Raw genomic sequence first — 24,463 nt, 5'->3', positions numbered from 1 at the left:
CGGTCTTCGCATTCGGCACGCACAGTCCCCTAGGTTTTCTGGCCAAATGTCTGGGCCGATTTAAGACCAACCGCGCAGCCTGTGCTCAATGCCACCGTGCTGCGCGTCCAGATGCGTAACCCGCAGATAGGCGAGAGCCGCAGCAATAGCGCGGTCGGCGTGATGCCCTTTGCCACCGCCAGCCAGCACAAGATTTCCGGCGGATGTTGTGGTCAGTTCGAAAGACGCGATCTCATTGATCAAATCCTGCTTGCCGTCGAGATCATCGGCGACCGTCAATCCGCCGGTCTCTACCCCAGCAGCGAGGTTCTCTACCAACAGCGATTTGGAGCAGCGCACCGTATTGCCGTCGCGCGTGATGGCTGCCCCTGCTGTGATCACGACACCCAAGTGTTCGATGCCCGCCTGATCCAGAACCGATGAGAACGGTTGTCCAAGGCCCGAGGCATCCACGGTCAGCGTCCAGTGCGGGATTTTCAGCAGGCGTTTTGCGAGGTAGTCGGCGAGGTCGGTGTAAGAGAAAAGTTGGATCGTCTCTTGGAACACCACGGTCGCCTGTCGCGGCCCCAACTCCTGTTCGAAGCCGTGCCCTGTGAACTGCGGATAGCATTCGTCCCGCACAACTACGATGGCCGACGGGTCATTGCGCCCAAGGTCCATGCCGACGTGATGGCGAACCCATCCGCGCTTCTGCGTCCCGGCAGCAGCCGGGTCAGAATTCGATGGCAACGTGACCGTGCCGTCTTTGTGAAAGATGAATTCTGGCTTTGCCATTGTTATACAAGCTCCAGTGCTTTGACGTTTGGATTGGACGCCTTTTCAAGCGCCTCCCAAGAGACAAGCGGCGTTCCAGCGCCGATGAACTCGCAAAGGTGTTCCCGTCTAAAGGTCGCCTCAGACATCGTTGCGCGGTCGAACTCGACCTGCGCCTTGCGCCGTGGGATGTCGATTGACCGGGCCGTGATGCGGCGCACCCGCTTTGCGGATGTCCATGTCTCATAGAAGTACCCCTGCCGCATGTTCGGGGTGGACAGGAGGAAGATGCGACCTGTCTCTTTCCGCATTGGGAAGAACGCGGTCAGGGCATCATCATCCAGAAAACACGCCTCGTCCGCGATGATTGTATCCGCTGTCATACCGCGCGCCTGATCGGTCGCGGGCACGACGATGATCCGTCCACCGTGCTTCGGGTGTGCTTCAAGCTCTGTCTGCGTCTGGCGCACAATAGGCGGGCAGAACGGGTCCGTGTTCTTGTAGGCAAGAATCCTGCGGAATAACTCGGTTGACTGGCGCAGTGACGGGGCCGTCAGGATGACTGTCTTGCCGCGCGAGAAGTCATCATAACCGAGACCGCCTGCCGTGGTCGATTTGCCCGACTGCCGACCACATAGGGCGAGAATCATCCTGTCCGCCTCGTTTAAACGGGGATCCGACCTAAGGAGTTCCGTTTGCCAAGAATCTGGCTCCCCGATGGCAAGCCGGAAACGCTCGACGGGATCGAGCGAAACGGTCAATCCTTGCAGGAAGGACAGGAGATGCGGATCAGGGGCGGTCATCAATCAGAACCGGTTCCTTGATCACGCCCAGCCTGTCCATCTCGTCCAGAAAGTCGTGCTTTGCCGCTGGGTGGTTTTCCAGAACCCGCATGATGATCTGGCGCAGTTGGATGAACTGCGGGCTCTCATTGAGGTTTAGATGGATGTCCATCTTCTTGTTGAGCTTGCCGTGCAGGTCGGCCAAGGCCATCAGCGATTGCCGCAACTCTTTCAGCGTGCCAAGTTGCAGGGCTTTCTCGTCGTCGTCCTTCGCGTCTTGCAGCAGCGACTTTAACTCGCGCAGAACCCATTTCAGGTCCTTGTCGGTATCCTCACCGAACTCGTCGATCATTTCGCCGCGTGCTTTGAAGTCGGCAATTTTGGCGTCGTGTGCGGCCTGCGCCAAGATGCCAAGGCGTTCTTCTTCGCCGACATGCTGCGCCATGAACCGGCTGACGGATGTGGTCGATATTTTGAACTTGAGGTCGCGTTGCAGGTCTTTCGTGACCCGGTCCATGGAACGTCGCCCGAGAACAATATCCCGGACGACATCCTGCCGAACCTTATCGGGCAGGTTCAGGAGTTTGTGCTGCTGACCCCGACTCATTCGTCGCGAACAATTTCAAGATCAACGCCACGGTCGGCGGCCAGCTTCTTCGCTGACCGATACTTAACCGGGTCGCGCGCGTCGGCTTTGGACAGCTTGATATTCTGACCCTCAGAGCCGAATTGCATCAAACCGTTCTTGTCGGTCTGTTCCTGCTGCTGTTTGGCCTCAAGACCGGCGAGCAGTTTCTTCGTCGCCTCAAGGTCGTCTTCCGATTTCTTCTGCTTGAGTTCATCCAGCAGTTCGTCGTTCTTTTTGACGACGCCCTGAATTTGGGCCTCGACCGATTCCGTAATTTTGGGAAGGATTGCCTCAACCATTTTACCGGAGAGGGATTCGATCAGCTTTGCTGCCTGATCATCGTTACTGTCTGCCATTGGTGTGCTCCAAAATGAAAAAGCGAGACGGGAAAATCACTGAAACCCGCCTCGCTCCTTTTCATCAGATAGGGAGCACTGCGAGCCCCCGGCTCACGTCATGCTCATTGACGCTGGCCCCTATCCGGCGCACGCCGCAACCGGAAGTTTAGGTGCAACTTGCCATTCGGGGCCGTCCTTTTCGACGAGCCCAAGGCCTTGTAATCGCTCAAGGTGCACTCGGATCGTTGTCGTATCGAAATCACCGTCTGTTGCGAACACAAGCTGCCGGATGGTCAGGGGTTTGTCTTTGAGAGCTTGCAGAAGCAGGTCTTGCGTCAGCGTCTTTTTGATGCGCGGCAGTTGGATGGGTTGGGGATCGGTTCGTTTGATACGCTTGGGCGCTGGTGGTCGCGATTTCATCTCCCGCCAAATTGCACGCGATTGTGCAGCGCCCTTTTCCCGCATCTTGGCTTTGTCACCGCGCGGTCTGGAAACGTCGAACATTGCCGCCAGCAACGAGTCGTTACCCTCAAGGAACGCAACAACCCGCCGTTGTAGTTGGGCTTCTGCTAACCCTGCCATATCGCACCAATCGCTACGTGACTGCGCCCATTCACCGGCTTTGTCCGTCAGAAAGGCGATGGTGTCACGTTTGTCTTTTTCATTTAGCTGAGACGTCGCCCCGGCGACATTTAGCAGGTCAAGCAAGGCGTTCACGATGACCGCCGCTGCAAGCTGGGATGTAGGTGTCTGACGGGTCGGGTCTGCCGTCTCGATCATGGGCCTAAGTCATCCCCGGTAGGATCGACTCGTCCTCGTCGATCATGTCTTTTTCGTCGTCGAGCGTCCGGTTCACGTCCATCAATTCGCCCTTCTTGAGGTTCATCAGGAACGTGTCGTGGGAGATCGCGCCTGCCTGCCACGATTTGAGCAGAGCGGTCATGACAGCAGGGTCCATCTGGGCCGTCACGAAGTCGCGGTGCAGGAACACTTTGACTTGATCTGCGGTGCCCGGTTGCGTCCACTCGGCGGCCAGTTTCAGGAGTTTCCGAATGCCTTCTTCGACCATGACGACGGAAGAGTGCAGAAGGGACAGTTCAGACCGATGGCGTAGCTTGGCCGTGTCGGTGGTCTCGTTGCGACCTTTCCCGTCATAAACCATCCGCGCGCCGAGCGTTGCCATCTGGGCCGTCAGGTCGTCCAAAGCCGTCTTCTGCGCAGCAATACCTGCGCCTGTGAATTCCAGCATTCCCGCTGTCGCGCCTTGAGGCAGAACCCAGAACGCACCGCTGCCGATTTGCTGCGGCTTGTTTGCCTCGTTGATCGAACCTGCGATCCAAGGCGTCGGTTGGGACGTCAGGAACAGCGACCAATAGTAATCCGCCGAGACGCGCCAGTGAGCCAGGTTGACGTTGACGAGGTCGAGGAACGGCGGCTTTTCCACATCCACTTTCAGGTTGTAAGGCGAAATGACAACAGCCGGGATGTGGTCCAGATGCTTGCCGTTCACCACCGGCGTAATCGGCTCGTGGATTTCAACCTCTTGGGTGGACGCATCTGTTTTCGAACGGGTCACATGGTAACGCCGCACCGTGTAGACAGGATCGAGGGTCAGGACGAGGTGTTGTTCGACGCCGCTATCTTCAAGTTCGGCATCATCCTCATGCAGGCGCAGATACGTCAGCTTCTGCCGACCTTCGACCAGTTCATTGCGCCAATCCAGAATCGACTCGGCATCAAAGGTCGAGATGAACGGTGCGGATGCAGGGGCCGCCCCCTCTTGCGGATAGTCGAGGACCAGAGCGCGGCGTCCGATGGACATCACCTCGCGCAGGGTGTCGTCAATCAAAGTGGTGATCGAATTGCCTTCAAACGTCGCGGTATCCCGCATCGGTTCGAGCCGGGTTGGCAATTCGATCACCGGGGCGTTGCGCGTTGCCGCGCCAACGAGACCGCGCAGTGTGCGCTCCGCAACGGCGTAGAAAGAGCCGCCAGTGAGGTAACGCTTGAACTGCGATTGGGTCATGCCTTCGGGTCTGGGCAGGTAAATCTCGCCCTGCTTTTTCAGTCGATCTTCGCCCTCGATCACGTCCCGGATTTTGTCATATTCGATCCGGCGGTCATGGTATGAGCGGTGATAGATTTTGGTCATGTCAGTTCACGCGCGATGACTGTCCACGGAATTTCGAACCAGCTGTCTTTGGCGACCCGATGAACACGAACTCCGTTCGCTGTCTTGTCGGCCAAGACGCCAAGGAATTCGGCGCGGGGTTTGTCATCGTCCGATTTGAACGCGGCCAAGATCAGGGCTTTTGCGTCTTCGGGCGTGATAGGTAATGGCAGATGTGTGGCAGTGTGGATGTCGATCCCCACAAGTCGGCAACCCTCCGGGCATTCGACGATTTGAAATTCTCGCATTGGGGGCTCCCCGGTGAAGTGATGCCGGGTGGGTCTGAGTGGCGAAGCCGACAAGGACAGGAAGCGGCCTCTGGACAGCGAGCACCCACCCGGCGCGAAACACTCGCAATTTGTTATTGCAACTCAGAATTGAGCGCGCGACCGGAAGTTTAGGTACAACTCAGGAAGATTTTGGGACTCGCAGAGCGCGTCAGAGAGGCGGGGTTTTGGGGCGTCGGGCATGATGGTGGGGGAATGGCGCGCTACGGGCGTCAGCGTTGAGTAGAGCGGGCGAGACGATGGATTTATGAGTCAGGGGCGTGACTTGGGTTTGAAGGGCGCGGGGTAAACGTGAGAATTGTGATCTTCTGTCTTCGTGGGGGCGGGTCGGGATCACTCAGAGAAAAGGGGTGGTTGACCGCGATAAACCAGTCGAATGCTTCGTTACAAGGTTTGTCACAAGGATTTCGGACAGGATTGTGCTTTGTGTTCAATCGGTTGAGTGGTCAGATCAACTGATCAACGATCACTTTCTACAGGCAATTGTGCGCAGATGACGGATATCCGCCGGGTGTCAGGGACATATGTGCAGAGATGTAACCATACCCGGATGGGCGAGATAATCCCAGGATTTGGTGATCTCTTCGCGTACGCGCGCGCGACCTTTGAAACAAAACCGCCTTACTGATCACTGCTGCAAAGCATTCTGGACACGGGACCGCACGCACTTTTGCCTGTGGTCAAACTTTGGTGGTCCTGTAGCGTCGGAAAAACCACCTGAAACCAAGGTGATACTACCCAAAACCGCAGAAACCGCACAAAACACAGGGCATCGCTCCCGAAAACGAGCAGTACACGTGCGTACGCGTTGTGTGCGCGCACGCGTAACGCAGTTTTCTAACCACACGGTTCACACTGGACCGCCTGTTTCTCTTTTTCTGTCAGTTCCAACACCCACGGACGACACTGTCTTTTTGCCACTGTCGTGTTCTGTCTGGACACCATACCGGCCGCGCGCAATGCACCTGCGAACTCGGCCGCCGATCCAGACCAACCAGCCGCTCTAGCGCCCGCCTTCAAAGGTGCCCACTTAACGAAATACCGCTCACCGTCGAACAACGCCGCTCCCTGATGGAACGGCGCGTCCTTGAGCCCACGCGAACGCCGACGATGGTTCTGGTGGCAGTATTCAAGAACCCAGTCGCGCGTAATCATGCGAGCTCATCCTCCGACAGATCAAGCACCCATGGCCTTACTGACGTGTTGGCAATCGTTGTAGGTGTCCGGGGTCTCAAACCTGCTGCCTTTAGGTCTTTGCTAAAGCGTTGGTCGTGCCCACAGAAACCATGTTCCCGCGCGTTCGAAAGCAGTGATTTGCGTTGCACGATATACTGGCCATGCTCGAACAATGCCGCGCCCGAAAGGAACCTTGAGTCATCTAATCCGCGATCCAGATGGTTCCGGCGACAGTAGTGGAGAGCCCAGTTGCGGGTCGCGCGCCACTGACCAGTCACAGGACACCGTGTCTCTGCATTGCGCAACAAAGGTTCAATCAGCGCCTTGTGATCACCGCGATAGGTCCAAACTCGGTTCGTCTGTTGCGTATATGCGCGCTCGAACCGTGTTTTGGCCCGAGCAGCAGCGATTCTCATCGAAACGACAAAGCCATCTTCCGTGTGAACATCGCAGCCCTCACCATCTTCGTGCAGTTCGATCTTGGTGATCATCAGCCTTGCTCCCGCATCCATGCGACCACATCATCACGCAGGTAGCGAACTACCCGGCTCGTCGGCTGCGAATAGGGCGGACCAAAGGCATCTTTGCGCCAGCGGAACAAAGTCTCGGTGGTGACGCCAAGAAACGTCGCTGCTTCTTCTGGGGTCATTACTTGGGGTGGGTTTGCGCGGATCACATCCACGCGTAGGTCAGCCAACTGGCGACCGAGTTCATCGATTGTCATGATAACCTCAACGGTAGGCAATTGCAGGAAAGCCCTATCTGGGCGGTTCGTTTCTCTGCGTGCTGTCGCGTGCCTATCTGCCCCCGCAGGTCACAGTTCAGCGCTGCCGCATCGCTTCTCCGTTGATGTTTCGAATTTAAGTGCCTGTCCGACCAATTTCAACAACATTGCAAGGTGCATCCTGAAGCTGCTTGTTGATCGCATCAGCAATCGCGTCAGCCCCACGCTTCTGCTCATCAAAGCTCGGTTCGCCGTAATGCCCAAGCATTCGCAGGTCGTTGTCTGTCAGCGTCTGCTGAGCCAGCCAGCGGTGCACATGGCGCGGGCAAACCTCGCGCGCCGCCGTCATCCAGAAATGACGTAGGTCGCCGGGGTTGGTCAGCTTGAGCCCATCCATCTGGCCGAGGTGCTTGCGTTTGTCCCCAATGATGCGCCGGGACGGAAACACCCAATCGCAATCCTCAAACCTGATCTTACGCAACCGTTTGAGCATCCGCACCGCATCATCCGACACGGCGATCCTGCGGTCATAGGTGTGCTTGCTGCGCCGGAACGTGATTGCCCCGTTCTTAAGATCAACCTGATCCCACTTGAGGGCACGGAACGTCTCTTGCCGAAATCCCGTGTACCAAGTCAGCATCCACCACAGGCGGATATGTTCATTAGGGATTTGCTCAATCTCGGCCCAGCGATCCGCCCAAGGTACGGACAGGTCGAGTTTGCCGGTTTCGACGCGGCTCTTGATCGTGGTGTTATCCAAGAGCGATGGAATCGGTAACGCCAAGGCGCACAGCCGGTTGACGAAACGAACCACTGCCCCAGCCAGTACAGATGCCGTCCGCGCGCCATGCGGGCGCGTCAGTTGCAGAGCATTCAGGTACTGATTGATTTCGAGGATCGGCAGTTCGTCCACATGGACATCTGCCCAGCGCGAGAAACGCAGCTTGAATGTGTTGCGGTAATCCTTGGCGGTTTTCTCGACCATCGGAGCCTTGCCCGATGCCCGCTCACTGGTGCGGTGTTCGATATACTGTTCCAGAGCTTCGGCGAACGTCGGGATGCCGAGGCGTGCCCTTTCCACCTCACGCTCATCCTTTGTCAGCACATTGCCCTCGTGGATATCGAGCAGCGTTGCCCCCATCTGCTTCTTCGCCCAAGCGCAATGCGCACCTTTGCTTGCCCACTGTGCCAGCTTGACCGACCGCGTTTTTTGCGCGACAGAATCCCATTTGGTTACGTACCAAGTTTTGACACCGCTCTTGGTCACGCAGAGGCGTAACCCCTTGCAGGACGGATCTGAGAACCATGTTGTCTTGGTTGTGGACAGCGACTTGAGCGTCGAATCCGTGAACTTAATCTGCGGCATACCATGTCCTTGTAATGACCGTTTCGTTACAAGATTCATGATACGTTCTAACCATAATCAAACCCAACCGAAGATTCGGTAAGCACCTCAAGTAATTGAGGAAACATCTTATTTTGCCGGTGTTTGACTGGTGTTTAAGTGGTGCCCCCACACGGACTCGAACCGCGGACCTACTGATTACAAATCAGTTGCTCTACCAGCTGAGCTATAGGGGCGCTGGCGTTCGATTAATCTCTATCTGCGAGGACTGCAAGCCTCAATTTCACCAGACCTTAGCACTTAGTGGCTTATCTGATGGGAACGACACGAAATTCCGCTGACCGCTCGATTTGACTGTCTGGGTCGCGCGCGGTAACCCGGCTAATGGAACCGCAAAGAATACGAGGTCACGAAGCCGGGATGCAGGTGGTCATTCACGCTGGCGCAGTTTTTACCGATGAGGGTCTCTTGCTGGGAGCCTTGCAAGCAAATGCTGACCTCTTGACACAAAACGGAGTCAGAGTGGTCGGCCCGCGGCGATACCGACAAGCATTCAAGTCGGTCCTGGCGTCTGCAGAAGCCGCCGCTCAGACGCCCGCTGCGATGACGGCCTGGAAAGCCTCGGTGGTGGAGGACGCGAGCATCAAACGCTTGATCCTGTCGAGCGAAGATTTCATCGGTGAACGCACTTCGGCCATTCAGGACGGGCAGTTCTTCCCGTCTGCGGGTCACCGTATCGCCCTTATTGACCGACTGTTCGATGATGTTCAGGTTGAACTGTTCGTCGGGCTGCGCGATCCGGGCAGTTTTATCCCCAAAGTGCTGATGTCTCTGTCCGAAGAGGCACGGCGCGACATTCTTGCGCAGACTGATCTGAGCTGTCTGAGCTGGCTCAGCATGATCGAAGATATTCGGGATTTGGCCCCCGATGTTCAGGTCACGCTTTGGAGCAATGAAGATACGCCGCTAATTTGGGGTGATATCGTACGCGCGGTTTGCGGCCTGGAGAGCGATACGGCGCTCACGGACGAGTTCTCGCTGCTGTCGTCACTGGTTTCCGATACAGGAAAGCGCGAAATCCTCGCGCTGGTTCGCCAGGACGCGCCCCTTGATGCGGAAACCCGGCAGCAAAGCCTTGTCGGGATTTTCAAAGAACACGCGTTGCCGGACGCAATCGAAGAGGAGCTGGAGCTGCCTGGCTGGAGCGACGATATCGTCAGCGCTTTTTCCGAGCTTTACCAGCAAGATCTGGCACGGCTTCAATCCATGCCAGATATCAGGTTCCTGAAGCCCCAAACACCGGAGTGATTTGCGGGCCATTCGGCTTACATGCCCAGAGCTTCTTTGTACATTTCCAGAACCGCCTCTTCTTCGGCGATATCGTCCTTGTCGCGCTTACGCAGAGCGACCACCTTGCGCATCACCTTGGTGTCGTAACCGCGCGCCTTTGCCTCGGCCATGACTTCTTTCTGTTGTTCGGCAATGTCTTTCTTTTCGGCTTCCAGACGCTCGAACCGTTCGATAAACTGACGCAATTCGCCAGCTGTAACGCGATAGTTGGCGGTGGCCTGATCTTCGGTGATGTCTTCCATCTGTCTCTCTCCCAACGGCTAATGAGGTCTCGGGCGATATGCCGGATACAGTGCAGCCGCACGGTCTGCAAGTGGACATTCTGCATGCAGGCTTGTGCCCGCGCAGGTGATCCGCTAATCGCGATGGGAAATCACAGGAGCTGTGTGAAAAGCCATGTTCGACATCATCATCTGGGGCGGTGCTGCCCTGTCTATGGCGGGAATGCTCGGACTGGTTTGGTGCATCCTGCGCGTCATGAAGGCGCGCAAGGCTGGCCTGACCGATGATGAGTTGCGGGCTGCTGTTCAGGCCGTCCTGCCCTGGAACCTCGCGTCGCTTTTCCTATCGGTAATCGGTTTGATGCTGGTGATTCTAGGGATATCCTTCGGATAACCGCCCTGTTCAGGCACTGGCGTCGTTCGAGTTCGATGCTCGGAAGATGGCTATGGCAGGGGAATGGCTGAACGAAGAGCTTTCGGGCATCTGCGCGTGGCCCGTTGACGTTGATCGCGGGGCTCGAGAAAGGCTTGGGCAAGCCGGATGTTTCTTGCCCAAGCCTAGTTTGTTCGGCTTAGGCCGCGAAGCGCGCGAAGCCTGCTGCATAGGTCGAGACGGTTTTTGAGAAATCCGGGGTTGCGTTGCGCAGTTCTTTGGTCCGATTGCCCATCACGGTGATGGCCTGTGGTTCGCAGGCATCCAGGAAGGCTTCGGCAAATCTGTCGCCGAACATACCCAGATGGATCAGAGCGGCAGCCCAATCCGCGAAGCGTTCGTAGATAGAGCAGTGGCCTTCATCTTCGGTAAAGTTCTACTCATAGCCCAGAGTTCCGGTTTCCTTGCTGGTTTCCTCGACCAGCTGGCCCATGACCGTTTTGAAATCTGCATCTCTACTGGGTTTGATGCCGACTTTCAGAAGTCAGTGTACTGCACTTGTCATCTTACTTTCATTTTTGCCCTGGGTGAGTGGCGCTGCAGATGCGGCACCTGAACTTGATGTTTTGGTTCTGTGCGCTGGCCGGGATCAAAAGATCGCCAAGCCGTCCTCGCGCGCGAAGACGAGGGCGCAGTCTACCCCTTACTGACCGGGATAGTCCGGCCTGGTCTTTACGGTGACGCGCGCGTCTTTCAGTTGTGCCTTAACCAGGATGTCGCCGCCGAGAAGCCCGGCGATCAGAACTTCGCCATTGGCAGTGGGGGCTGTCCCGTTCAACGCAAACGAGATGTCGTCGGGGCGGATGCCAAGCGAAACCTGACGCCCGTTGGCATTGGCGCGGATCAGGGCGGCCTGCTCGTCCAGAACCGAGGCCTCGAAGGTCGCGCTACGCAGCGAAATTTGACCGTCGGTTTCGATTATGTCGCAGTCGACGAAGTTCATCATCGGTTCGCCGATGAAGCTGGCGACGCATTTGTTGGTCGGCTGACTATAGATCTCGGACGGAGTGCCCAGCTTGCGCTGCAGGATCTTCAGTTCCGACCGCATATGGGCACGCAGGGTGACATCCAGGTGAGCGATCGGTTCGTCGAACATGAACACAGTTCCGGTTCGCGCCCGATGGCACGCCCGATGGCCGTACGCTGTTTCTGACCGCCCGACAACTCGTGCGGGCGACGATCCAGCAGATGCGTGATGCCCATCATCTCGGCGGCTTCCTTGACCTTACGTTCGATGGTTTCCTTGTCGACCTTGGCGATGCTCAGCGCGTTAGCCATGTTGTCATAGATGGTCTTGTGCGGGTACAGGTAATCCGTCACGCTGTTGCCGCGCAGTTCTGAGCTCGAGCTTTAACCCGAAATGATCTTTGCTGCGTCCGAGGTGATACCGGCAATCGTTCCGGCATCTGCAATCGCCATCGGCGCATTGGCTTGTGCCTCGCTTCCGGACCGGAGCTGAATCAGGAAGTTGGACATATAGCGCTGCTTGAACAATTCTGCCTGAATTTCCTGCGCGGCTCCGGACAACACGTGGCGGACAAAGTTCCCGTTCTGATCGCTGCGGGTGTCAACGCCCGACATATTGATCATCCCAACAGCTCATTGTCTTCGCCCAAAATTGGGGCCGCGGAACAGGTGAATTGCTCGAAGACCTTAAAGTAGTGATCCGATCCGGCCACGGTCAGCGCCCGCTGCGTCTCGGCGCACAGGCTCATTCCGTTTGTCCCGGCGAATTCCTCGCCCAATACGGTTCCGCATTTCAGGCCTTGGTTCGACAGGTGTTGGGCGTTGTTGGAGACACTGTATTCCTCGACCACCACTTATGAGGCATCGGTAGTGAGCATGCAATAATTCGAGCTTTTTGCCAATTCGCGTAGCTTGTTCACAACCCCGGAATTGCGCCCCAGAGCATGCGCAACCGACTGGCGCCGCTCGCCTACTTCATAATCGGACACCCGATTGAGGTTCACACTTGCATGACGTTTCAGCCCATAATCACTCTGGCATCTGAGTTTCGACAGATCCACAGCGTCAATGATGGCTTCGTCAAGCATACGATCTCCTCCCAAAGATATGGCAACGTCTGGCTGAGATGCCCTGCTCTGGTGGTGCAGCGCACAGCCAGGCGTTTGTGTTGGTGAGACTCTCAGTCACTTTCGACAACAGAACCGATTGCTCCTCATACAATCGTCTCACCTTCCCTCCTTGTGCTGCAAAACGGCCTGATGGTGCGGCCGGGTTTGAGCGTGCAGATTGATAACGGGTTTATACCGTTCAGTCAGTAGTGGATTAATTTGCAGAAATTTGAGGGCAATTAAACAAGGTCTCTGGAGTGGAATTCCCCCTTCAATCCAGCCGATTTCTGAATCGGAGATCGCAGTGTATGCGTTGAAGCTTTGGTGGAAGCCTAAAATATTGTTCTAAATACAGTATATTGCATCTTATCTTCCCTGTGCCGACCGTTGAGGGGATAGTGTCTGAAGTCTGATGCAGTGCGCATAAGTGCTTCAAGCGCGTCACCATATGTCAAATATAATCTAACTGGTTCATACTAGCGTTGAAGTTGCAGCTTGGCGCACTGTATCTGACGGCGATTCTCCCGCGCTCAACCCTTGAGATCAGTGGCATTTTTGAAATCTGTTATGCTGCCAATGATTTCTTCAACACCAAAAATGTCATCATGCCCAGCGGCGGAAGAGAGGTTTGCTCTTCGAGAGTAAGTGCATCCTCCTGCAGGACTGTTTCGATATCAAAGTCCGAATGCCACCCAATTGTATTGGCAAGAGGGGCAAAAACGCGTTCAAGAGATGCCAGCATCCCCTGCGCGCGTTTAAAATGATTGGTGATCACAACTCTACCACCGGGTTTGCAGACCCGGGCTATTTCCGCCATCACCTTTTCCGGCTCTGGAACGACCGAGAGTACGTGCATCGCCACAACCGTATCGAAGGTGCTGTCCGGGAAATCGAGGGTGCGCGCATCCATTTGCCTCAGCTCTGTGACATGGCTAAGTGTCATGGCTTTTACCTTGTTGCGGGCTTTCTCCAGCATCTCCTCGCTGAAATCGATCCCGGTGACCTGCGTTTCGGATCCGTAGTGCTCCAGTGACAGGCCAGTGCCGACACCGACCTCCAGCACCTTTCCTGGGTGCCTGTTTATGTATTCAACCGCGTGCCGCCGCCCGACATTGGTGATGGCACCGAAGGTTTTGTCATACACGGGCGCCCAACGTGCGTAGGAGGTTTGAACGGCCTTGATATCCATCTTTGATCCTTAAGAGTTATAAGGTGTTTTTCGATCGAGCCAGGCCCAAACGACTATCCCCGCATACCCGATACATGCTGCAATCAGGGTGGCCCAGGCAAAGGTCAGCAGGGCGGCCCCGGCAACAGCAACGCCGATGAGGACATATTTCGTGTTTTCACGCGAGACCCTTGTCGTCTTGAACGACCAAGTTGGTATGTGGCTGATGAGTAGAAGGCCGATGAGCACCATGTAAGCGCAGATCAAGATATCGGGCAGAAGGGGCGCATCGGTCAAAGCAAAGGACAAATACATTGGCAACATGACCAGCAACGCTCCGGCAGGGGCCGGGACGCCTTCAAAATAGGCGCCGTCCTGATCGCAGGTCTCGGACTTGCTGCTGACATTGAACCGGGCCAAGCGCATGACGCAGCACACCGCAAAAAACAACACGGCAAGCCACGCGGCACTGCGTATGTTCTGCAGGGCCCAGAAATAGAGAACAAGCGGAGGAGCCACTCCGAAGTTCAAAAAGTCGGCAAGTGAATCAAGCTCTGCCCCCATTTTGCTATCGCTGCAAAGCAGGCGCGCGATCCGCCCATCAAGCCCATCCAGCACACAGGCAGCAATGATGAGCTGCACCGCAAGCACGAAATTGCCCTGCACGCCAAATCTGATTGCGGACAGGCCGGCGCAGATGGCCGTTATGGTTAACGCATTGGGGAGCAAATGGATCAGCGCAAACCCGGTCTCGTCCTGATTGGATGGCTCTGACACTGATCTACCTACCTATTTTCTCTGGCCCGAACTCAAACTGGCAAGGACGGTTTCGCCAGCGACCATTGTTTGTCCCACACGCACCAGCGGGTTCAGCCCATCGGGAAGATAGACATCCAACCGGGACCCGAACCGGATCAGCCCAAAGCGCTCGCCGGTCTGCATCGTGTCCCCTGGTTCCACGAAGCAGACGATCCGTCTGGCCACGAGGCCGGCAATTTGCACGACGGCCAGATCCTGACCATTCTTCATCAGAATGCGCAGGCTGTTACGCTCATTATCAGCGCTGGCCTTGTCCAGGGACGCGTTGAAAAACTTGCCCGGACGATAGGCGACGGCGGCAATCTCGCCTTCGATCGGTGTCCGGTTCACATGGCAGTTGAAGACGCTCATGAACACGCTGACGCGGGTTAGCGGTTCCTCGGGCATGCCCAGCTCTTTTGGTGGAACAGCCTTCTCGATCAGCGATACCACCCCGTCCGCAGGGCTGACGATCAGCCCATCCCCTGCCGGTGGCACACGTTCCGGGTCACGAAAGAAATAGTAGCACCAGACGGTCAGGCCAACACCAAGCCAGCCCAATAGGTCAGACAGAAGAAATAGCCCGACCGTTAAGGCGGCAAAGACTGCGACAAACCGAATTCCTTCCGGATGCATCGGCTTGATGAACGTATCGCGCATGCGCATCGCAAAACTTCCCTTAGGTCAATGGCACCACTTTCATAAATTGATTGGCGTGGATGGCAAGAGCGGCCACTGCCGCTGTTGTTGATCGACTGCCGACAGTAGCGGTTCTGATGGCATCAGTCGCAGCCCTTTCGACGTTAGGCGCTATGCGTTTCTTGCGATCGTATTCGCTCAGTAGCGCCCTCATTTGCGATCTCCTGCTGCGGTACATCGATCTTTGGCGCTGCATATCTCTTGATTGGAGTTCGAGCTGATATCTCAAGACGTATCTCATATTTTTGCCCTGAGCCAAGTGTCAAAATCGCTGCAAGTAGTGCATCAGCATCTGTTTATATCTCAAGCGAAACAGTTGGGGTTCAATAGAAGCCCGCTAGACCTTTTAAATTTGCGACACAAAATAAAGCCTTTGGCTGGCTGATCTGTTTGCGGGACACCAGCGTTGCCCTTGATGAACGCAATGCGGATGCGCCGCAGAAGAACCCAGGTTGCGACGGCAATGCATCGTTGCGTCAGCAAAGCTCATTAAATGAATGTCGGCGGAGTCCGCAGATTGCGAATTCCAGGACACCTATTTCATGCGACAGCAGAGAAAGTCCGGTCTGGTGAAGCTGCACCGCAGCGCAGTCAAGCCATAACCAGTGGCCGGTTTTTACCGTATCTGGCCTGGGTAGCCTTCGCCTCGGTAGTTAAAGAGCTATCGGACATTGATATCTTGTTCACTCGACTCTTATACGAAATCCATCCCAGAAAAGCGCGCCATCTGAGCCACAGGAGATCGGATGGTGCCTTGCAGGGGGGAATCGTGTGAATTGTTTATGAGTGGCAGCAAAAAATGGAGCATTGCCAGTCTGACCTTCGGGCGTTTTGTAGTCGCAGCGAAATGGTCACTTTACCGTCCAGTAAGCTTGCTTATGACAAAATATGTGCTCGCGGCGAATGTCAGGTTTAGTACTATATCGCGGCGCCTTCAGTGAAACACGTCATATAGGCATTGATGTCCCCGGCTTTACTGAGAGTAGTAGTGGACAGAATGAAGAAATGCGCCCGAAGTGAGTTTACAAAGTCAGCAGGCTCTCTTTCTACCACATTAAAGAACCGCATCAAACTTGCAGGCTAAGTTGGTCACTTGGGGTTTTGATCGAAATGCCGCCAAATGCACATGCCGCATCTGCAACTGACCTGCCGCCCTGCGGTGCGCCCCAAGCCATGGCCCTCTTCAAATGATGAAAACGATAGATCTTTTATCCAGACATTGGCTTTACAGGCCTCGCAGTGGGCATAATCAAAGTTCGCAGATGCGATACGCTCTGAATACCTCAACACAAGGTATGAATGAGCGTCATCAAATCTAACCGATCCATCTTCCGCACCTTCGATCTTACGGCGCATGCCCTGGGCATCTTGCAGCATTGCAATTTGCGGGGCGGAGGACGGGTGCCGCGCAAGCATTCTTTTGCGTTCCGCAATGTAGGCGGTCAAATCGGCCTCAAGCGCCGCGTCCTGGAGCGCAAATACAGCCTGCGTAGAACCCGGTAGCAGCGGAGCCGGAAAGTAGATTCTCAACAGCCGACCTCGCCGACAGCACTTTCGGCCATCTCAACGACCCGCGCCCGGTCATCCAGCATGTCCACAAGGTCCCAAGCTCCGTCGATATGATTTTTTGCAAAACGGACCTTAAGACCAACAGAGTACTCACCGATGCCGTTCACAATCACATCGGGGTGGGTGTTGAGGTCCAGAACCGGTGTCTTTTCAAGGAATTCGCGCCAGGATTCGCGCCCCGGCCGTTGGTAAAAAAAATCCAACTTTGCTTGGAGATAAGCCTTTAACAACTTGTTGTCGCATGCGTTCGCGGGATCGAGGCTGTCATAACCAAATGGAATACCGAGCGTGCTCAGTGAAAGCTCGTCAAGTGCCTCAACATCGCTTGTCAAAAGCGCAGTACGTAGTTGAGGCCAAAATACGCTAAAGTCCTCTGAGCGCTCGACCGTAGCAGTTTCGGCATGCACACATGTGCCGAGGACGACGGTCGCGATTGTGGCGTTCAAGACATTTCGAAACGCCACAGGAGACGGGAATCTAAGCAGGAAATTGGGCAAGGCTATAAACTCACTATTGTGTTCTCAATGTATGCATGGGCGACGGATGCCGCCTATGCTTTTGCTCGTGTTCTGAAAATTGCGTACCCCACGATCCAGCTACAGCCAATCGAGAGCGGGAACGGCAGAAGCGACAGGCCAAAGGTATAAGGCACGGCGTCAAACAGCCCTTGCACCAGCAACTCATTTTGAGACAGCAGGCCGTCGGCAAAAAACAGCAAGAACAAAACGCTCGGAATGGCTAGGAGCGTCCAAAGAATAAAAGCTGCCTTTGTCTGTCTTTCCTCTTTGCGCCAAGCCGCCCTGCCACTGAGTCCGCCGACGAAGACCAAAACACCCACGAGCATATAGTCTAGTATCATGAAACGTTTTGGCTCCTCGGGTTTTAACTACAATCTTTGATCATCACATAATTCTGACCGTCATCTTTCGTGATGAAGAACAGTCCGTCCTTCATAGCAGTATCCATGGTGTCATCGACTCTATCTACAAGATACTCGGACAGCTCTCCCCGATGGGATGCTTCGATCTGCATCTCTTCGAAGAGCGTGGCATTGATCGCTTTTTCCAGAATTTCTTGCGTATTACTTGCCAACTGAACACGGCAACCACCGCCTTCACTTCTGATCCAGTTTGCAACGGCGGTGGTTATTTGCGCATCGGTCAAAGCATCAATACGCGCGCGCGCATCTTGCAAGCTGTCTGCTTGCGCCGGTGCTGAAAGACTTACCAGAAAGAACGGCAACGCAACCAAGAGCTGCACGACGGTGGTTTTAAGGGTCAATTTGTTTTCTCCAAATGTCTATACGACAAGTAATGTCAAAAGGTTAGAAGATTGAAATCGCGGCAATTCACGCTTTTGAAAAGGGGACGTTTCGAGAGATTTTCCCAAGGCTAGTCAGAGAAGCACAGTTTGTTGCCGTCTGGGTCTCTCACATATGCTGAGAATTTTGGGCCACGCTGATCCGGTGCGCCCTCAGATGTGCCGCCAAGCCTAAGAGCCAATTCGTGCATCCTTTTGACCTCGGCCTTTACGCCAACACAAAAGCCAACCATCGTACCATTGCCGTTGGTGGCGGGTTCTGCGTTAAACGGTATCGCTGTTGCGAAGGCAAAGTCGTCACTCATCCAATAAGTCATACGTTCTGACGGCGAAACGACCCGAAGCTCGGCCGTTTCAAAGAGCTCGTTGTAGAAGGCTTGCGATGCCGCCATGTCGTTCGTTCCGACAACACAGTAGTTCATCTTCATGATTTTCTTTCCTGTTCTGTTGCTTAGACAGCGTGTGGGGCAATAGTTCGAAAGTCAGGAAACGACTCGTCTGAAAGACGTTATATTGATTAATATGTCATTTTATGTCCTATTTGTTTGATGCCACGGGCAAGCGCATATGAAAGGCTGACGCGGATCGAGTCGATTGCGATCCAGCTCAAACAAGACAAGCACTGCACGATCGACGACCTCGCCCGGCAACACAATGTCAGCACGCGCACAATTGCACGGGATCTCTCGCTTATGCGGGAACGTGGCATGCAAATCGACGCAGATCGCGGGCGCGGTGGTGGTGTACGGCTTGACAGAAATTGGGGCGTGGGCCGCCTGAACCTGCCGTACGCCGAAGCGGTCGACCTTCTCATCAGCATCGCGGTCGCAGAGAAAATGGAGTCGCCGATCTTTCTGGCGAACCTCAGTTCTGTGCGTCGGCAGTTGATTGCATCGTTCTCGCCGGAAAAGCGGAGACAGGTTGAACGACTGAAATCGCGGATCATGGTGGGCGTCACCGCATCGACCTTTGTTCAGGCTAGCGCGAGCGCACCGCCGAAACGGGTGGTACAAGCCTTGCATCAGGCGTTTCTTACCCAGAAAGAACTGGACATACGTTATCGACGAGAAGACGGGGACACATCAGACCGTCGGATAGCACCTCATTATCTTTTGCTGAAATACCCGATTTGGTATGTCGTCGCTTTTGATCATTTGAGGGATGGCGCGCGTATTTTTCGTTGTGATCGGATGCTTACTGCTCAAAAAAAGGAAACTTCTTTTCACTTGTTGCCTAAAGAGGCTTTCGCTCCTTCAATAACAAAGGAAGACCTTTCGCTATGATCTCAACACGCCCACATATCACTGAAAGATTTCTCTTTAGCGCTAAATACGATTTTAGAGCAGGTCGGCAAGCTGACCGAGCGGGACTTGCATCCGTAGCGCGTTGAACCCACGATCAAATCCGCTAAATTTGGTGAGAGTTGCGTTTTTGCCAGACAAAAGTTGGCTTTCTAACCGTATAAGTCGCGATTCGTACTGGACGGCACAAATAGGAAAGTCATGTCTGTTTAGACAGTTTGCAGCTAGCCAGTCTCAGCCAAAATTCCCTGAAAACAGGGAATTTAACGGATAAAACGCACCATTTTGAAGTTGTTTGACGTCCGTGGGCAAAAATCTACATATAGATCAATGGCTTATGAAAGAGCTCCCTGAGCATCCTGGCAGGGAAACTCCCGCGTCTTTTTAGTGGAAATTCCCGGTCTTGCAGGGAAAGGGTCGCTCTTTCAGGTTTCTGTCCCCATGATTTCGTCTGCGGTTGTCAGCATTCGAACAAGAGCGATCCGGAGACATGCCAGCTCCAAGGATAGGGACAGGGAAACCCGCTATTCAAGCATCATGCAGCGAGGATGGAGTGGGCAATTCACAGGTCGCAGGCTTTGTGGTCATTCGTTTTCTGAGTTTCGCTGTTACGGCATTGCTTCGTCCGAGCAGCACGAATTCTGTTGTGACTCGGTACGAGTTTTCAAGACGGCTTTAGCAACCACATTTCAAACCTCAATTTCATTTTAACCGGATTATATACAAGACGTGCGGGACCATACGACCTGCGAAGAATGTCGGTTGGATGGCTGTGTCCCTTACATTGCGACTTGACGGAAGCGACCAGGACGGGCCATTTAGCGGTGATGGTTCTCAACGGCCTTAGACCAACGAGATGAAAAGGGAACACGGTACGGCACACTCACCTGCGCCAAATCCGTGACTGCCCCCGCAACTGTAGGCGGTGAGCGACCCCGATAGGGACCACTGGACAAAACGTCCGGGAAGGTTCGGGGGAGCAGCGACCCGCAAGTCAGGAGACCTGCCATCACCGGCGCACACCCGTGCGTCGACATTTCAACTCGATGCAGGCGGGGCGCCTGGTCAGGAGCTTATGATGGCACAGCGGTTTCGCCCGCAACGACATGGTTCTGTTTCCTTCGCCCGCTTGAACGGCGGAGGGCCTGATGGAACATCGAATTACTGTTTGCACATCCTGTCGACACAAAGGGACCGAATGTCGGCCCGGTTATGAACTGATAGAACGTCTGCGGCAGGCAGTCTTGCAGGCAGGCGATGCGGTGCCAGAGCACTTTGAGATATCGGGTGTTGCCTGTATGGCAGGCTGCGACCGCCCTTGCACTGTGGCCTACCACGCCTCACGGAAGGCGACCTATCTGTTCGGCGACATCGACGCGGGCACGGATATCGAAGATTTGGTCTCCTTCGCCAAGCAATATGCCTACCTACACGACGAATGGTGCTCTTCCGTGGATCGGCCCGGCAAACTGCGCAAATCCACGCTGGCCCGCGTGCCGGCTGCGATGATGGCCATAGAAGAGACCAAGGCTCAGGCGTCTTGAGTGCCGCGCGCCTGTCCGTATGCAACCTCAGCTGGTCGCCTGGGCGGGGCAGCGGCACGTTGCTGCACCGGACCAGCTTTGATCTGCAGGCTGGGCATGTTCTAGGCATTGTCGGGCCGAACGGGGCGGGTAAGACGTCGCTCTTGCGTTTGCTCTACCGGTTTCATCGACCAACCGGTGGATCGGTATCGGTCGATGGCGAAGATATCTGGACCCTCCCGGCACGCGCTGTGGCGCGCAAGGTGGCTGCGGTCTTGCAGGAGCAACCGACTGATTTCGCCTTGACCGTACGCGAGATCGTGGCTCTGGGGCGCACGCCGCATCGCACCGGTTTCGGTGGCAGCAGTGGTGCTCGTGATGCACAGATCATTGGGGCCGCCCTTGATCGGATGGACCTGCACGGGTTTGCCGACCGCGCGCTCGGCACGCTCTCTGGTGGCGAGCGGCAGAGGGTTATGGTCGCACGTGCGCTGGCGCAAGAGCCACGCTTGTTGATCCTGGACGAACCGACCAATCACCTCGACATCCGTCATCAGCTCGAAATCCTGCAACTCATCCGTGACCTGCCGCTGACGATTGTGACATCGCTTCACGATCTCAACATGGCCGCGGGCGTCTGCGATGACCTGTTGCTTTTGAATGGGGGCAAACCGGTCGGCTTTGGTCCACCGCGCGATGTCTTGTCGGAAGCCGCGGTTTCCCGGGCCTTCAAGGTTAATGCGCGGCGCGAACGCCTCGCCCCAAGCGACACTGATCACCTGACATTTCATCTTCAAAACAAGGGAACCCCGTAATGAACAGCATCCTCCTCGCCTCTGCCGCCTTGGTCATAAGCGCTGGCTTTGCCGCAGCCGAAGCGACAGTGCAAAGCTGCAACCGCACCGTGACCTTCGACACCCCGCCCGAGCGCGCGATCTCGAATGATGTGAACCTGACCGAGATGATGCTGGTTCTTGGCCTTGCGGACCGCATGGTCGGCTATACTGGCATCTCGGGCTGGAAAACGCTGGATGAAGAGATGCGCGCTGGCGTTGAGGAGCTGCCAGAGCTGTCTGCCAAATACCCGTCGAAAGAGGTTCTGGTGGGGGCCGATGCGGACTTCTTCTTTGCTGGCTGGAACTACGGCATGAAAGTGGGCGGCGAGGTGACGCCTGAGACGCTCGAGCCCTTTGGTATCAAGGTCTATGAACTGACCGAAAGCTGCACCCATATCATGGAAAAGGAGAAGGCCAGCATCGAGGATATGTATGCGGACCTGACCAACCTTGGCCGCATTTTCGATGTCGAGGATCGCGCGACCCAGCTTGTCGATGGCTATCGGGCCGAGCTTGCCAGCTTTACCGACCGCCTTGAAACTGGCGAGCCCCTGCGCGTGTTCGTCTATGACAGCGGCGAGGATACGCCCTTCACCGCCGGGCGCTATGCCATGCCTACTGCGCTGATCGAAGCTGCGGGTGGCGTCAACATCATGGACGATTTCGAGAAAAGCTGGGCGACCGTCACCTGGGAGGAGGTTGTGGAACGCAACCCGGAAGTGGTGGTCATCGTCAACTATGGCGAAGTGACCGCAGAACAGAAGCGGGACTTCATGATGTCGAACCCGGCTTTCGCTGACCTGGATGCGGTGAAGAACGATCGTTTTGTGACGCTCGAATATGTCGAGGCCACGCCGGGGCCGCGCAACATCGAAGCGGTTAAGACACTGGCTCAAGCTTTCTGGGGCGAGTGAAACGATGAGTGAGACAGCGGCATCCCCTCGCCACTCACCGCAATCCGGATTGCGGTTTACCTTCCTTGCAGGTGGCGTGGTGGCGCTGCTGATCTCGCTCTCTTTTGCGATCTCACTGGGCGCGGTTTCTGTGCCCTTAGGAACGGTCTGGAGTGTTTTGCTGAACAAACTGTCGCCTGACATGGTTGCGCAGACCTGGAGCAAAGGCCGCGAGGCCATTGTCTGGGACATCCGCTTTCCCCGCGCGTTGCTCGCTATGATGGTTGGCGCGGGGCTGGCGCTGGTCGGGGCGAGTCTGCAGGCAGTGACGCGTAACCCGCTGGCGGACCCACATCTTCTGGGAATCTCATCGGGTGGCGCGTTTGGAGCGATCCTGGCCCTGCTGCATACTGGCCTGTTTCTAGGTCTGCTGACCGTGCCGCTGCTTGCCTTCCTCGGCGCGCTGATGGCTACGGCCATTGTACTTGGCGTCTCACGGTTTGCCGGGGCCACCAGCGCTGATCGGCTGGTGCTGGCCGGCGTGGCCGTGTCGTTCATCGTCATGGCCGCTGCTAATGTCCTGATCTTTCTGGGCGACCCCCGCGCAACGCATATCGTCGTCTTCTGGATGCTGGGCGGCCTTGGCCTCGCACAATGGAGCCAATTGATTTACCCTCTGGTGATCCTGCTTGCTTGCGGCGTCTGGCTAATGAGCCGCGCTGGCGCGCTGAACGCCATGACAGTCGGCGACGAAACCGCCTCAACGCTTGGCATCCCGGTAGCACGCTTTCGTCTGGTCGTCTTTGTCGTCGGAGCCTTGATCACCGGAGTTATGGTTGCCTTTTCCGGGATCATCGGCTTTGTCGGTCTAATGGTGCCGCATATTGTGCGCATGCTCGTGGGCGGAGACTACATGCGAGTTCTGCCTGCATCTGCATTGGCTGGTGCTATATTCCTTCTGTGGGCAGACATTGTAGCTCGGACAATAATGGCACCCGAGGACCTGCCAATCGGCATCGTCACGGGCCTTGTAGGTGGCGCTTTCTTTGTTTGGTTGCTCGGAAAGCGGCGGCTCTGAAAGGTTTGGAGCACCTTTAAAATCAACATTGAAAGAAAAATGGATCAGAGCACTGCAGCACGATGCGCGACCCGATGACAGGATATCTGCTTCACTGTCGTCAAAGTCATCCGGTGAGTTTTGGCTTCTACCGGAGGGTCTCAAATCTCGGCAAATGTGCTGTTTCGCAGGGCATCCGACATGCCGATATCATTGCAACAGCTTTTACTGGCCACCCCGACCGCCGTCAGGTGACGTGATGATAGGCAACCGTCGATTGGCCAATGGTGTCGGCGACAATACTGAAAACACTTGAGCGCCCTCAAGGTAGTCCAACCTTTCAAGGTAGAAATGACCAGCGATATAATCGTCTGGAAGCCCTTCTTCGTTAGGAACGAAAGCATCGAGAAGGATGAATATCTCTTGGCCGTGTTCTAGGCTAGCAACTTCTAGAGTGCGGGTGGTTGCTGTGTCGGATACGTCAGAGTTGACTTGGTATAGATAGCCTTGCACGCAGGTGTGCAAAGAGCCTGTCGAGAAGTTATCGGACGCTAGTTCGTCCACTAGCTGGCAGTTTTGAGTTATGTTGAACGGGCTCGCTATCCACGAAGTTCTATCTTCGGATGTGTCCGTAAAAGTCAGCCTCAAGTCTTTGATTGGACGGCTGCCCTCATTTTGGATGCTGGCAATAGTAAACAAGGAAGGGAAAAGATCGCGAGAGCTATCCGAACACATCGGATAGCTGTCATCAGTGCCCAGCAACGTCTGTGCGCTTCGCTCAAACGCTTGATTGGGGCAAAACAGTCAAAGTAGTCAAGCAACTACGCTTCGAAGCACCCGTGTTCCGCTGCCATCGGGACGGGCGAGTAGTTTATTCCCAAAGAAGCCGCAAACGACAATAGTGACAGAGCTTGGGTAGCATCATCATTTCCCGAAATTTCGTCCCAGAGAGGCGTAGATACGGGGCTTCTGCCGTTTAGCTCTTGGCTTTCCCATATCGAGCGCATCGTTTCAGAA

At 55.4% G+C, this 24,463-nt stretch carries 33 protein-coding genes, 1 tRNA gene and 1 riboswitch; of the genes, 7 read left to right on the top strand and 27 right to left on the bottom strand.

Annotated features, from left to right (window positions below):
- Nucleotides 1–60 precede the first annotated feature (60 nt).
- The 11 genes from ACR0I7_RS16835 to ACR0I7_RS16785 all read right to left on the bottom strand — a co-directional run bounded on the left by ACR0I7_RS16835 (nucleotide 61) and on the right by ACR0I7_RS16785 (nucleotide 8,439).
- On the bottom strand, nucleotides 61–774 hold the full coding sequence (locus ACR0I7_RS16835) for a hypothetical protein (RefSeq protein ID WP_480513060.1): 714 nt from the start codon (nucleotides 772–774) through the stop codon (nucleotides 61–63).
- 2 nt (nucleotides 775–776) lie between these two features.
- A complete protein-coding gene (locus ACR0I7_RS16830) occupies nucleotides 777–1,403 on the bottom strand; it encodes a terminase large subunit domain-containing protein (RefSeq protein WP_480513059.1) in 627 nt (208 codons plus the stop codon).
- A 139-nt stretch (nucleotides 1,404–1,542) separates the two neighbouring features.
- Nucleotides 1,543–2,142, bottom strand: coding sequence for a hypothetical protein (locus ACR0I7_RS16825; RefSeq protein ID WP_480513057.1), 600 nt, complete (start codon nucleotides 2,140–2,142; stop codon nucleotides 1,543–1,545).
- A complete protein-coding gene (locus ACR0I7_RS16820) occupies nucleotides 2,139–2,519 on the bottom strand; it encodes a hypothetical protein (RefSeq protein ID WP_480513055.1) in 381 nt (126 codons plus the stop codon). The genes ACR0I7_RS16825 and ACR0I7_RS16820 overlap by 4 nt, the downstream gene beginning before the upstream one ends.
- 120 nt (nucleotides 2,520–2,639) lie before the next feature.
- Nucleotides 2,640–3,281 (bottom strand): hypothetical protein, encoded by a 642-nt coding sequence (locus ACR0I7_RS16815; RefSeq protein ID WP_480513053.1) that lies wholly within the window; start codon nucleotides 3,279–3,281, stop codon nucleotides 2,640–2,642.
- Between the two features lie 4 nt (nucleotides 3,282–3,285).
- Nucleotides 3,286–4,653 carry a DUF4055 domain-containing protein gene (locus tag ACR0I7_RS16810; RefSeq protein ID WP_480513051.1) on the bottom strand — a complete coding sequence of 456 codons (1,368 nt, stop codon included), beginning with the start codon at nucleotides 4,651–4,653 and terminating at the stop codon, nucleotides 3,286–3,288.
- Nucleotides 4,650–4,919: a hypothetical protein gene (locus tag ACR0I7_RS16805; protein ID WP_480513049.1), complete on the bottom strand. Its 270-nt coding sequence runs from the start codon at nucleotides 4,917–4,919 to the stop codon at nucleotides 4,650–4,652. Before ACR0I7_RS16805 ends, ACR0I7_RS16810 begins: the two co-directional genes overlap by 4 nt.
- Before the next feature lie 1,190 nt (nucleotides 4,920–6,109).
- Entirely contained in the window at nucleotides 6,110–6,625 is a 516-nt protein-coding gene (locus ACR0I7_RS16800; protein ID WP_480513047.1) for a hypothetical protein, read from the bottom strand.
- A complete protein-coding gene (locus tag ACR0I7_RS16795) occupies nucleotides 6,625–6,858 on the bottom strand; it encodes a helix-turn-helix transcriptional regulator (RefSeq protein WP_480513045.1) in 234 nt (77 codons plus the stop codon). The genes ACR0I7_RS16800 and ACR0I7_RS16795 overlap by 1 nt, the downstream gene beginning before the upstream one ends.
- Nucleotides 6,859–6,994: 136 nt before the next feature.
- A complete protein-coding gene (locus tag ACR0I7_RS16790) occupies nucleotides 6,995–8,224 on the bottom strand; it encodes a tyrosine-type recombinase/integrase (protein WP_480513044.1) in 1,230 nt (409 codons plus the stop codon).
- 139 nt (nucleotides 8,225–8,363) lie between these two features.
- Nucleotides 8,364–8,439 (bottom strand) — tRNA-Thr (locus ACR0I7_RS16785).
- 367 nt (nucleotides 8,440–8,806) lie between these two features.
- On the opposite strand from ACR0I7_RS16785, the gene ACR0I7_RS16780 reads away from it, so the two are divergent.
- Entirely contained in the window at nucleotides 8,807–9,511 is a 705-nt protein-coding gene (locus tag ACR0I7_RS16780) for a hypothetical protein (RefSeq protein WP_480513042.1), read from the top strand.
- Between the two features lie 17 nt (nucleotides 9,512–9,528).
- Here ACR0I7_RS16780 and ACR0I7_RS16775 read toward each other — a convergent pair whose 3' ends face one another.
- Nucleotides 9,529–9,795, bottom strand: coding sequence for a DUF2312 domain-containing protein (locus ACR0I7_RS16775; protein WP_480513040.1), 267 nt, complete (start codon nucleotides 9,793–9,795; stop codon nucleotides 9,529–9,531).
- A 154-nt stretch (nucleotides 9,796–9,949) separates the two neighbouring features.
- Between ACR0I7_RS16775 and ACR0I7_RS16770 the strand changes: the two genes are divergently transcribed.
- Nucleotides 9,950–10,168 (top strand): hypothetical protein, encoded by a 219-nt coding sequence (locus tag ACR0I7_RS16770; protein ID WP_480513038.1) that lies wholly within the window; start codon nucleotides 9,950–9,952, stop codon nucleotides 10,166–10,168.
- A 178-nt stretch (nucleotides 10,169–10,346) separates the two neighbouring features.
- Here the strand turns inward: ACR0I7_RS16770 and ACR0I7_RS16765 are convergent, their stop codons facing one another.
- The 14 genes from ACR0I7_RS16765 to ACR0I7_RS16700 form a co-directional block, all read right to left on the bottom strand.
- A complete protein-coding gene (locus ACR0I7_RS16765; RefSeq protein WP_480513036.1) occupies nucleotides 10,347–10,505 on the bottom strand; it encodes a hypothetical protein in 159 nt (52 codons plus the stop codon).
- A 345-nt stretch (nucleotides 10,506–10,850) separates the two neighbouring features.
- Nucleotides 10,851–11,303 carry an ATP-binding cassette domain-containing protein gene (locus ACR0I7_RS16760; RefSeq protein ID WP_480513034.1) on the bottom strand — a complete coding sequence of 151 codons (453 nt, stop codon included), beginning with the start codon at nucleotides 11,301–11,303 and terminating at the stop codon, nucleotides 10,851–10,853.
- Nucleotides 11,240–11,527 (bottom strand): ATP-binding cassette domain-containing protein, encoded by a 288-nt coding sequence (locus tag ACR0I7_RS16755; protein ID WP_480513032.1) that lies wholly within the window; start codon nucleotides 11,525–11,527, stop codon nucleotides 11,240–11,242. Before ACR0I7_RS16755 ends, ACR0I7_RS16760 begins: the two co-directional genes overlap by 64 nt.
- Before the next feature lie 30 nt (nucleotides 11,528–11,557).
- The gene (locus ACR0I7_RS16750; protein WP_480513030.1) at nucleotides 11,558–11,797 is read right to left on the bottom strand and encodes a hypothetical protein; all 240 of its coding nucleotides are present in this window, start codon (nucleotides 11,795–11,797) and stop codon (nucleotides 11,558–11,560) included.
- The gene (locus ACR0I7_RS16745) at nucleotides 11,794–12,024 is read right to left on the bottom strand and encodes a hypothetical protein (RefSeq protein ID WP_480513029.1); all 231 of its coding nucleotides are present in this window, start codon (nucleotides 12,022–12,024) and stop codon (nucleotides 11,794–11,796) included. Before ACR0I7_RS16745 ends, ACR0I7_RS16750 begins: the two co-directional genes overlap by 4 nt.
- A gap of 3 nt (nucleotides 12,025–12,027) precedes the next feature.
- Nucleotides 12,028–12,261, bottom strand: coding sequence for a hypothetical protein (locus ACR0I7_RS16740; RefSeq protein WP_480513027.1), 234 nt, complete (start codon nucleotides 12,259–12,261; stop codon nucleotides 12,028–12,030).
- A gap of 586 nt (nucleotides 12,262–12,847) precedes the next feature.
- The gene (locus tag ACR0I7_RS16735; RefSeq protein ID WP_480513025.1) at nucleotides 12,848–13,471 is read right to left on the bottom strand and encodes a class I SAM-dependent methyltransferase; all 624 of its coding nucleotides are present in this window, start codon (nucleotides 13,469–13,471) and stop codon (nucleotides 12,848–12,850) included.
- Nucleotides 13,472–13,480: 9 nt separating this feature from the next.
- Complete coding sequence (gene pssA, locus ACR0I7_RS16730; RefSeq protein WP_480513023.1) at nucleotides 13,481–14,227, bottom strand: CDP-diacylglycerol--serine O-phosphatidyltransferase; 747 nt, start codon at nucleotides 14,225–14,227, stop codon at nucleotides 13,481–13,483.
- Between the two features lie 12 nt (nucleotides 14,228–14,239).
- Nucleotides 14,240–14,914: a phosphatidylserine decarboxylase gene (locus ACR0I7_RS16725; RefSeq protein ID WP_480513021.1), complete on the bottom strand. Its 675-nt coding sequence runs from the start codon at nucleotides 14,912–14,914 to the stop codon at nucleotides 14,240–14,242.
- A gap of 1,122 nt (nucleotides 14,915–16,036) precedes the next feature.
- Nucleotides 16,037–16,324 carry a hypothetical protein gene (locus ACR0I7_RS16720; protein WP_480513020.1) on the bottom strand — a complete coding sequence of 96 codons (288 nt, stop codon included), beginning with the start codon at nucleotides 16,322–16,324 and terminating at the stop codon, nucleotides 16,037–16,039.
- A gap of 149 nt (nucleotides 16,325–16,473) precedes the next feature.
- Nucleotides 16,474–16,962: a hypothetical protein gene (locus tag ACR0I7_RS16715; protein ID WP_480513018.1), complete on the bottom strand. Its 489-nt coding sequence runs from the start codon at nucleotides 16,960–16,962 to the stop codon at nucleotides 16,474–16,476.
- Between the two features lie 104 nt (nucleotides 16,963–17,066).
- Nucleotides 17,067–17,375: a hypothetical protein gene (locus ACR0I7_RS16710; protein WP_480513016.1), complete on the bottom strand. Its 309-nt coding sequence runs from the start codon at nucleotides 17,373–17,375 to the stop codon at nucleotides 17,067–17,069.
- A gap of 23 nt (nucleotides 17,376–17,398) precedes the next feature.
- A complete protein-coding gene (locus ACR0I7_RS16705) occupies nucleotides 17,399–17,797 on the bottom strand; it encodes a hypothetical protein (protein ID WP_480513014.1) in 399 nt (132 codons plus the stop codon).
- A 110-nt stretch (nucleotides 17,798–17,907) separates the two neighbouring features.
- Nucleotides 17,908–18,264, bottom strand: coding sequence for a VOC family protein (locus ACR0I7_RS16700; RefSeq protein WP_480513012.1), 357 nt, complete (start codon nucleotides 18,262–18,264; stop codon nucleotides 17,908–17,910).
- A 120-nt stretch (nucleotides 18,265–18,384) separates the two neighbouring features.
- Here ACR0I7_RS16700 and ACR0I7_RS16695 point away from each other — a divergent pair, with 120 nt between their 5' ends.
- The 5 genes from ACR0I7_RS16695 (at nucleotide 18,385) to ACR0I7_RS16675 (ending at nucleotide 23,467) form a co-directional block, all read left to right on the top strand.
- Complete coding sequence (locus tag ACR0I7_RS16695) at nucleotides 18,385–19,119, top strand: helix-turn-helix transcriptional regulator (protein ID WP_480513010.1); 735 nt, start codon at nucleotides 18,385–18,387, stop codon at nucleotides 19,117–19,119.
- Between the two features lie 829 nt (nucleotides 19,120–19,948).
- A riboswitch (cobalamin riboswitch) is annotated at nucleotides 19,949–20,162 on the top strand.
- A 123-nt stretch (nucleotides 20,163–20,285) separates the two neighbouring features.
- A complete protein-coding gene (locus ACR0I7_RS16690) occupies nucleotides 20,286–20,681 on the top strand; it encodes a DUF1636 family protein (protein ID WP_480513008.1) in 396 nt (131 codons plus the stop codon).
- Nucleotides 20,678–21,475, top strand: a complete 798-nt coding sequence (locus tag ACR0I7_RS16685) for an ABC transporter ATP-binding protein (RefSeq protein WP_480513006.1) — start codon at nucleotides 20,678–20,680, stop codon at nucleotides 21,473–21,475. Before ACR0I7_RS16690 ends, ACR0I7_RS16685 begins: the two co-directional genes overlap by 4 nt.
- Entirely contained in the window at nucleotides 21,475–22,410 is a 936-nt protein-coding gene (locus ACR0I7_RS16680) for an ABC transporter substrate-binding protein (RefSeq protein WP_480513004.1), read from the top strand. Before ACR0I7_RS16685 ends, ACR0I7_RS16680 begins: the two co-directional genes overlap by 1 nt.
- 4 nt (nucleotides 22,411–22,414) lie before the next feature.
- A complete protein-coding gene (locus ACR0I7_RS16675; RefSeq protein WP_480513002.1) occupies nucleotides 22,415–23,467 on the top strand; it encodes a FecCD family ABC transporter permease in 1,053 nt (350 codons plus the stop codon).
- A 204-nt stretch (nucleotides 23,468–23,671) separates the two neighbouring features.
- Here the strand turns inward: ACR0I7_RS16675 and ACR0I7_RS16670 are convergent, their stop codons facing one another.
- Nucleotides 23,672–24,208 carry a hypothetical protein gene (locus ACR0I7_RS16670; RefSeq protein ID WP_480513000.1) on the bottom strand — a complete coding sequence of 179 codons (537 nt, stop codon included), beginning with the start codon at nucleotides 24,206–24,208 and terminating at the stop codon, nucleotides 23,672–23,674.
- Between the last annotated feature and the right edge of the window lie 255 nt (nucleotides 24,209–24,463).

The organism is Ruegeria sp. AM1, assembly GCF_056540745.1.
This window is presented reverse-complemented; position numbering and strand designations above follow the sequence as displayed.